Here is a 7470-nt window from a genome sequence, read left to right as displayed (position 1 = left end):
GCGCGCACAAAAGCAACTGGCGATGTCAGGTCGCGAAAACCTTGCTCCAGAAGGGACAAGGCCGCGATCACCCCGTGCCCGCTGGTTCTGTTCGCGCCCATCGACGAAAGCGCAACCACTCGCGGCGGCGCTGCCTTGGTGAGCGCCTCGACATAGCTTGCAATCACGGCCTTTGCTTCCTTGTAATCGGGCGAAGGCGCCCAGACAGGAGGCAGCATGACGAACGCGCCTTCGACGCCTTCGAGCGCCCGCTCGATGGCTGCCGAATCATTCCAATCGCCGTCAACCAGCTCCACGCCCCGGTTCGCCCAGCTCAACGCCTTCTCGCGGTCGCGGACCAGCGCGCGCACCTTTTTGCCTTGCGCTAGCAAATGCCTTGCCGTCGCGCCGCCCACGTTTCCCGTGATTCCCATTACTAAGAACATGTGTTTTCTCCTGATGTTGAGGGACAGAACTGCCCCTGTTGGTTCAATGGATGAGCGGCAGAATGGCCCGGATACGGGGATCGCGCAGATAGAGGCCGCCCCAGGTCATCGCGCCCAGAAGCAGGGAAATGATTTCCGGCGGCGATCCCAACTCACCGATGCGGAGATGGGCGCAGATGGCACCTCCCAAAAAGCCCGTCACCAGGATCGCGCCGAGGACGGCGGTGACCGGGATGGCGTAGAGGATGGCGCAGGCGAGGATGATCGGACCCACGACGCGCGTCAGATCCATCGCGAACCCGGTTTCCTGCAACATGCTCGCGACCCGTGCCGGCGCGAAAAGCTGAACAGTGCCGTCTGTCATCAAAGCGATAACGACAAACGCGCTCATTATCCGGCCGGCCCACAGGGCGCGATGCAAGGTCATAGTTTCAGGTGTCTGATGCGGGTTCACAGTTTCGGACACTTGTCATTCTCCGATGGGGAGATCCCATATTCGAAGCTTACTGTGCCTCTCAGGTGTGATAAACACCGAGGAAATGAACCGACTGTTCTCTTTTTGGAAAACAATACCGGGAAACGAAAATGCAAAATCTCGAACCCATCCTCATTTTCATAACGGTAGCGGAAATGGGGAGCTTCACCCGCGCAGCCGACAGCCTGGGCATCCAAAAGGGGAGAGCCTCAACGGCGGTCCGGAAGCTGGAAGAAGATCTCGGTGTCAGGCTCCTGCACCGGACGACGCGCAGCGTGCGGTTGACGGAAGACGGACGCGCATTTCATGCCCGTGCCCGCGATCTGCTCGCTGAAGTCGATGATCTGCACTCGATGTTCGCAGGCGATCGCGTGGCACTTCGCGGGCGTTTGAGAGTCGACCTTCCGACCGAAGTGGCGCGCACAACGATCGTGCCGGCCTTGCCGGATTTCATGGCGGCGCACCCCCAATTGGAGCTGGAGGTGTCGAGTACGGATCGGCAAGTCGATCTGGTTCAAGAGGGGTTCGATTGTGTATTGCGGCTTGGACCCATTCGCGACGAGACGCTGATTGCCCGCCCGTTGGGCCTGTTGCGCATGGCCAACGCTGCCAGCCCCGCCTATCTGGCGCGCCATGGCGTCCCTCGGTCGCTGGAAGATCTCCAGCGTCAGGAACATAGGACAATTCACTTTTCGACGGTGCTAGGCGCGAGACCCTATGGATGGGAATATCCGGACGGCGACAGCTACGCGACGCTTCAGTTGCCAGGTGCGCTGCACGTCAACAGCGCGCAGACCTACGAAGCCGCCGCCCTCGCCGGCCTTGGTGTGATTCAGGCGCCACTTTTGGGCATTGGCCAATACTTGGAGAGTGGAGCGCTTATCGAGATCATACCCGATTTTCGTCGACGGGCGCTCGCCGTATCCCTCGTCGTCGCACATCGGAGCAATCTGTCGCGCCGAGTCCGCGCATTCATGAAATGGATCGAAGATGTGCTGACGCCGTATATGGAATAGCGACTGCCGGTCAGCGATCAGCGGTCCGGCGTCGCGGGCGCCAGCTCGCGTTGCACGCGCCTGTCCCCCAGGTAGAGGGCAAGCGAAATTTGCAGAAGTCTTGAGCGCGGACATGACCTTGCACGTCCCAAGCCGACGCAGTAAAGCGGGGGTCGAAGAACGGGCTGGACCGATGAGGCTGTGGTGGTTCGCAAAATCCCGCAAGGCCGCCCGCAAGCTGCCATCGGCAGCCAGTTTCCGCACTGAAATCATCGCCGACGTCTTCGTCCCGGAACGGGCGGAGGACGTCCGCTTCTTCAGCCGCAAGCTGGTTCACCCCGGCCGGCTTCGCCGCTTTTCCAACAAGGACCTTCGGGAAGGCCTGCTGTCCGTCTTCTATCTCGTGGTGGCAGCGGCGCTGCCGGTGCGCTGGTGGGCGCCGATCTGCGGCCGCATATCGAGGTTTCGCCTCAAGCGCCATATGCGCAAGGAATTCCCGGCCTACGCGGCCGCGACACGCGCGGTGCTTGGCGATGGCATCGATACACGCAAGCTGTTCGAGGGATTGCTGGCGGCGCGCCATCGGCGCCGCCTGCAGCTTGCCGCACATCTGGTGGCTGGCCGCTGGTCGCCGACGATCCGGCTGGAGGGGCTGGAGGGGCTGCGGTCGGCCTTGCAGCGCGGCCACGGCGCCATCCTCTGGTGCGATCAATTCACCGCCCAGACCATCATCGGCAAGCGCGCGCTATACGAGGCCGGTGTCGAGGCGCATCAGGTGAGCGTCAACACCCACGGTATTTCCGAAAGCGCGTTCGGCCTGCGTTTCCTCAACCCGCCGCTGGTCAATGTCGAAAACCGGTTCCTGAAAAGCCGGGTCGCCTTTGATCGCGACGATGCCTACCAAGTCACCATCCGCATCAAGAAGATCCTGAAGCAGAATGGCGTGGTGACGATGACCAACACCGTCCATGCCGGCACGACTTTCACCGAGGCAGCCATGGGCGAAAGCGGCTGGACGCACCTCGCCTCGGCGCCGGCGAATTTTGCCGCCAGGGGCAGAACCGCCCTGTTTGCCATGTCGACCTTCGAAGTGGTTCCCTTCATCGAGTACCGCGCCGTGCTCAGCCCCGAGTTGACGCCGGAGGCATCTGTAACCCCGGCGAAGGACACCGCCAGGGATGGCGCCAAGAACATGGCTGTGCAGGCGCACTACATCCTGCTCAAGCGCGACCGCCTGCTGGAAGCGCTGAGGCTCTACCCCGAGCAGATGCTGACGTGGTCCCGCCGGCAGCGGCTGACCGAGGCGCCGGACAGCACCGGCATCGGAATGGATGAAGGCTCATGACCGGCGTATCAGGCGGACCGCGCCGGCGACGAGCTCACCGACCGGACGTGTGGCATCGAGTGTCAAGGCGCGCTCTTCCGCAACCGGCGGCTCGAGGATGGCGAACTGGCTGTCGACCAGGCTTGCCGGCATGAAATGGCCTTTGCGGCTGCCGACACGCTGCCTGGCCGTGGCAGGGTCGATCTCCAGATAGAGGAAGACGATTTCCGGGCAGAAGCTGCTCAGCCGGTCGCGGTAGCTGCGCTTCAGTGCCGAGCAGGCGGCAATCACGCCCTGTCCGCTGCCCACCGACTCCGCGATGCGCTCGCCGATCGCGTTGAGCCAGCCTTCGCGCAGTTGATCGGTAAGCGGTTCGCCGCTTGCCATGCGTGCGACGTTTTCCGGCGGATGCAGCTTGTCGCCCTCGATAAAGGCAACGCCCAGAGCGGCCGCCAGCGCAATACCGACGGCCGACTTGCCGCAGCCGGCGACGCCCATCACCACGATGGCCGGAGGCACCGAGCCGGGAGCGCCCGCTGGCGCCTGTGTTGCCTTTTCGTCCACGGTCAGCGGCTTGCCGGCGCGCGGCCGTAGAGCAACAGCATGGCGACAATGACGACGCCGTAGATGATCTGCCGCCCCGCCTCCGGCATCTGCATGACCGACAGAATGGACTGCAGCAGCGTGATGAGGATGACACCGGCGACAGTGCCGAGATAAGAGCCGCGTCCGCCCAGGATCGAGGTGCCGCCAAGCACCACCGCGGCGATCGACGGCAGCAGATAAGCGTCGCCCATCGACTGCGCCGCCTTGGAGGCATAGCCAGCCAGAAGCGCGCCGCCGAAAGCCGAGAGCCCGCCGGAGACGGCGAAGGCGATCATCACCACGCGCCGCGTATCGATGCCGGAGAGATAGGCCGCGCGTTCGCGGTTGCCGATGCCGTAGACGGTGCGGCCGAAGCTGGTACGGGTCAGCACGAACACCATCGCGGCTCCGATCAGCGCCCAGATGATAACCGCGTTGGGCACGCCCGGAATGGCGAAGCCGGTCGCCAGGTAGCGCATCGCGCCCGTTGCCGAATCCTGCGGCGAGAAGCCGCCTGTGTAGACCACCATCAGCCCTTGCGCGACAGCGTTGGTGGCCAATGTGATGATCATCGAGGGGATGCGCAGATAGGCGACGCCGATGCCGTTGACGACGCCGATCAGCATGCCGCAGAAAATACCGAACGGAATGGCCAGCGCCACGCCGACCGGGCCGTACGCCGCCGCAGCGCAGGCCATCATGGCGCCCGCCGCCACCGCCCATGGCACCGACAGGTCGATCTGACCGAGCAGGATGACCAGCATCATGCCGGTTGCGATGACACCGAGGAACGAAGCCACCTTGAGCTGCTGCAGAAGATATTCAGGCGACAGGAAGCTTCTGGAATAGAGGCTGCCCAGGAACAGCAAGAGAACGATGCAGGCAAAGGCCGTCAGCACCGCCGGATCGGCGCGGCGGATGAATCTGGGCATGCGGCCGGCAATGCCGCCAAGTGTCGTTTCGCTCACAGGAACCACTCCAGCCGGTTGCGGACCCGAAACAGGGCGAAGGCGCCGAGGCTGACGGCGACCAGCAGGATAACGCCCTGGAACAGCGGCTGCCAGAGCGGATCGAAATCGAAGACGAACAACAGGTCGCCGATGGTGCGGAAGGCCAGCGCGCCGAAGATGGCGCCGATGGCGCTGCCCTTGCCGCCGAACAGCGAGACGCCGCCGAGCACCACGGCTGCGATCGAAAACAGCGTGTAGGAGTTGCCGCTGGCATAGGCCGCCTCGCCCGTATAGGTGAAGAAAGTCAGGAACAGTCCGCCGATCGCCGCCAGCAGGCCGGCCAGCGTGTAGGCAGCGAACTTGCCGCGCCGGATCGGCACGCCGGACATGTAGGCCGCCGTCTCCGACGAGCCGGCCGCGTAGGCCGCGCGGCCGAGCACCGAGCGGCTGAACGGCACCCAGATCACCAGCACGATGGCCAGCAGGACGACCAGGCTCGCCGGCACCACGCCGAACACACGGCCGGTCAGCGCATCGGCCAGATCCTCATTGACCGAGCCGCCAGGGAATGGCCGCAGCAAAAGGCCGATGCCGTAATAGACGGCGCCAGTGGCAATGGTGGCGACAATCGGCTGCAGCCGGCCATAGATGACGATGGCGCCGTTGATCGCGCCGCACAACAGCCCCACCGCCAGCACGGCGATGACACCGAGCGTCGTCTGCATCGGCGTGCCAACCACCAGCCAGGAGGCGAGGCAGTTGGTGAGCAGGAAGATCATACCGACGGACAAGTCGATGCCGGCGGTGATCACCACCAGCGTCTGCGCCATGGCGACAAAGGCGAGCAGCACGCCCTTGTTCGACGCCGTCTGCACGACATTGGCGGTGAAGCCCGCCGGATGGTTCGAGGTGTAGATGACGAACATGACGATGAAGATGCCGAGCGCCAGCAGAGTTCCGCGCTGCTCGGCCAGCCAGTAGCGCCAATCTTTCACGCGCTTGCTCCCAGGCCCACCGGGCTGTCCTCGCCATGGATATTGAGCGCGCTTGATATCAGCGCCCGCTCGGTGATCTCGGCACCGACCAGCTCGCGCTTGACCGCCCCGTCATAGAGCACCAGCACGCGATCGCAGCAGCCGATCAGTTCATCATAGTCGGTCGAGTAGAACAGGATCGCAGCACCCGCGTCGGCCAGTTTGCGCATCAGCTGGTACAGCTCCTGCTTGGTGCCGACGTCGATGCCGCGCGTCGGATCGTTGAGCAGGATGATGCGTGGCTGGCGCATCAGCCATTTGGCGATGACCACTTTCTGCTGGTTGCCGCCCGAAAGCGCGCCGACCGGAATGTCGAGGCCCGCCGTCTTGATCGCCAAGAGGCCTACCATGTCGTCGATCAGCCGCTGCTCGGCGGCACGGTCGATGATGCCGGCTTTCGACAGCCGGTCGAGCGCCGCGAAGGACAGGTTCTCGCGCACCGTCATCGGCAGCATCAGCCCTTCGGTCTTGCGGTCCTCGGGAATCAGCGCCATGCCGATGCCGTCGTCGCGCGCAACGGATGGGCTGGTGATCGAGACCGACTTGCCGTCGATCAGGATCTGGCCGCTGAGGCCCCGCAGCACGCCGAAGAAGGCGAGCAGCAATTCGCGCTGGCCCTGGCCGTCGAGGCCGCCAAGGCCGACCACCTCACCTGCCCTGACGGTCAGCGAGATGTCGTGCAGCCGGTCGGCCCATGAGAGCTTGCGGGCCTCGAGCCTGGGGGCCGCGGCGGCAGGCACGGCCGCCGGCTTGGGCGGAAAGATATGGCTGTATTCGCGGCCGATCATCAGTTCGACCACCTCATTGTCGCTCTTCGAGCCGGCTGGATAGCTGGCGACATTGCGGCCGTTGCGGAACACCGTGCACTGATCCGCCAGTTCGGCGATCTCGTTCATGCGGTGCGAGATGTAAAGCAGCGCCAGCCCTTCCGAGCGCAGCCGCTTGAGCACTGCGAAGATCTTCGAGACATCCGCTGCCGTCAGCGCCGAGGTCGCTTCGTCGAGGATGAGGATGCGCGGCTTGCGTGCCAATGCCTTGGCGATCTCGACCATCTGCCGGCGCGACAGCGGTAGGTCCTTGACCAGCGCCAGCGGGTGGATGTCGGCGGCGCCGGCACGAGCAAGTGCTTCTTCGGCGATGCGGCGCTGCGCCTTGCGGTCGATCATGCCGAAGCGTTTGGGCGGGTCGGAAATGACGATGTTGTCGGCAACGCTGAGCTCGGGGACCAGCGACAGTTCCTGGAAGATGCAGACGATGCCGGCCTTGTTGGCGGCCCCCGGAGAAGCGAAGGTCGCCTCGCGCCCGTCCAGCGTCATGCGGCCCTCATCGGGCGCCACGACACCTGCCATGACCTTGATCAGCGTCGACTTGCCGGCGCCGTTTTCACCGAGAATGGCGTGGATGCTGCCGGCTTCGACGACAAGCTCGGCCTTCTCCAGCGCGCGTACACCGCCATAGCGCTTGGATATGCCTTCCATACGAAAGAGCGGAGCCGCACCGTCCATCGGCCCTCCCAGGGCGATTGTGGAATTGAGACAAGCGCCGCGGCTCAAGCCGCGGCGCCGGGTGACAGCCAGCGATGATTTACTGGTTTTCCTTGGTCTGACCCATGATTTCCTGGGCGCTGAAATTGATGCCGCAGGTCGGGAAGGAATTGCCGACGAAGAAATTGTCGGATTCCT

Annotated in this window: 8 protein-coding genes; 2 read left to right on the top strand and 6 right to left on the bottom strand. The window is 64.1% G+C overall.

All coding sequences use genetic code 11. From position 1 onward, the window contains the following. On the bottom strand, positions 1–395 hold a 395-nt coding region (locus tag EN906_RS16350; RefSeq protein ID WP_245484271.1), incomplete at its 3' end, for an NAD(P)H-binding protein. Between the two features lie 73 nt (positions 396–468). Next, complete coding sequence (locus tag EN906_RS16345; RefSeq protein WP_127270225.1) at positions 469–891, bottom strand: DoxX family protein; 423 nt, start codon at positions 889–891, stop codon at positions 469–471. Between the two features lie 119 nt (positions 892–1010). Here EN906_RS16345 and EN906_RS16340 point away from each other — a divergent pair, with 119 nt between their 5' ends. After that, positions 1011–1916, top strand: a complete 906-nt coding sequence (locus tag EN906_RS16340; protein ID WP_127270227.1) for a LysR family transcriptional regulator — start codon at positions 1011–1013, stop codon at positions 1914–1916. A 172-nt stretch (positions 1917–2088) separates the two neighbouring features. Next, on the top strand, positions 2089–3240 hold the full coding sequence (locus tag EN906_RS16335; RefSeq protein ID WP_127271873.1) for a hypothetical protein: 1152 nt from the start codon (positions 2089–2091) through the stop codon (positions 3238–3240). Here EN906_RS16335 and EN906_RS16330 read toward each other — a convergent pair. Genes EN906_RS16330 through EN906_RS16315 form a run of 4 tightly spaced genes read right to left on the bottom strand, consistent with a single transcriptional unit; the run spans position 3235 to position 7293 of the window. Beyond that, positions 3235–3783 carry a gluconokinase gene (locus EN906_RS16330; RefSeq protein ID WP_127271875.1) on the bottom strand — a complete coding sequence of 183 codons (549 nt, stop codon included), beginning with the start codon at positions 3781–3783 and terminating at the stop codon, positions 3235–3237. The genes EN906_RS16335 and EN906_RS16330 overlap by 6 nt on opposite strands. 2 nt (positions 3784–3785) lie before the next feature. Continuing rightward, positions 3786–4772, bottom strand: a complete 987-nt coding sequence (locus tag EN906_RS16325; RefSeq protein WP_127271876.1) for an ABC transporter permease — start codon at positions 4770–4772, stop codon at positions 3786–3788. Continuing rightward, positions 4769–5749 carry an ABC transporter permease gene (locus tag EN906_RS16320; RefSeq protein WP_127270185.1) on the bottom strand — a complete coding sequence of 327 codons (981 nt, stop codon included), beginning with the start codon at positions 5747–5749 and terminating at the stop codon, positions 4769–4771. Before EN906_RS16320 ends, EN906_RS16325 begins: the two co-directional genes overlap by 4 nt. Beyond that, entirely contained in the window at positions 5746–7293 is a 1548-nt protein-coding gene (locus tag EN906_RS16315; RefSeq protein ID WP_127270183.1) for a sugar ABC transporter ATP-binding protein, read from the bottom strand. Before EN906_RS16315 ends, EN906_RS16320 begins: the two co-directional genes overlap by 4 nt. Positions 7294–7470 lie beyond the last annotated feature (177 nt).

Source organism: Mesorhizobium sp. M7A.F.Ca.CA.004.06.1.1, from assembly GCF_003999135.1.
Taxonomy (GTDB): domain Bacteria; phylum Pseudomonadota; class Alphaproteobacteria; order Rhizobiales; family Rhizobiaceae; genus Mesorhizobium.
The sequence above is the reverse complement of the archived record's forward strand: the minus strand, read 5'-3'. Positions and strand labels throughout refer to the sequence as shown.

Coding starts and splice junctions, on each gene's coding strand:
- EN906_RS16340 (WP_127270227.1), top strand. CDS start 1,011: ATGCAAAATCTCGAACCCATCCTCATTTTCATAACGGTAGCGGAAATG.
- EN906_RS16335 (WP_127271873.1), top strand. CDS start 2,089: ATGAGGCTGTGGTGGTTCGCAAAATCCCGCAAGGCCGCCCGCAAGCTG.
- EN906_RS16315 (WP_127270183.1), bottom strand. CDS start 7,293: ATGGACGGTGCGGCTCCGCTCTTTCGTATGGAAGGCATATCCAAGCGC.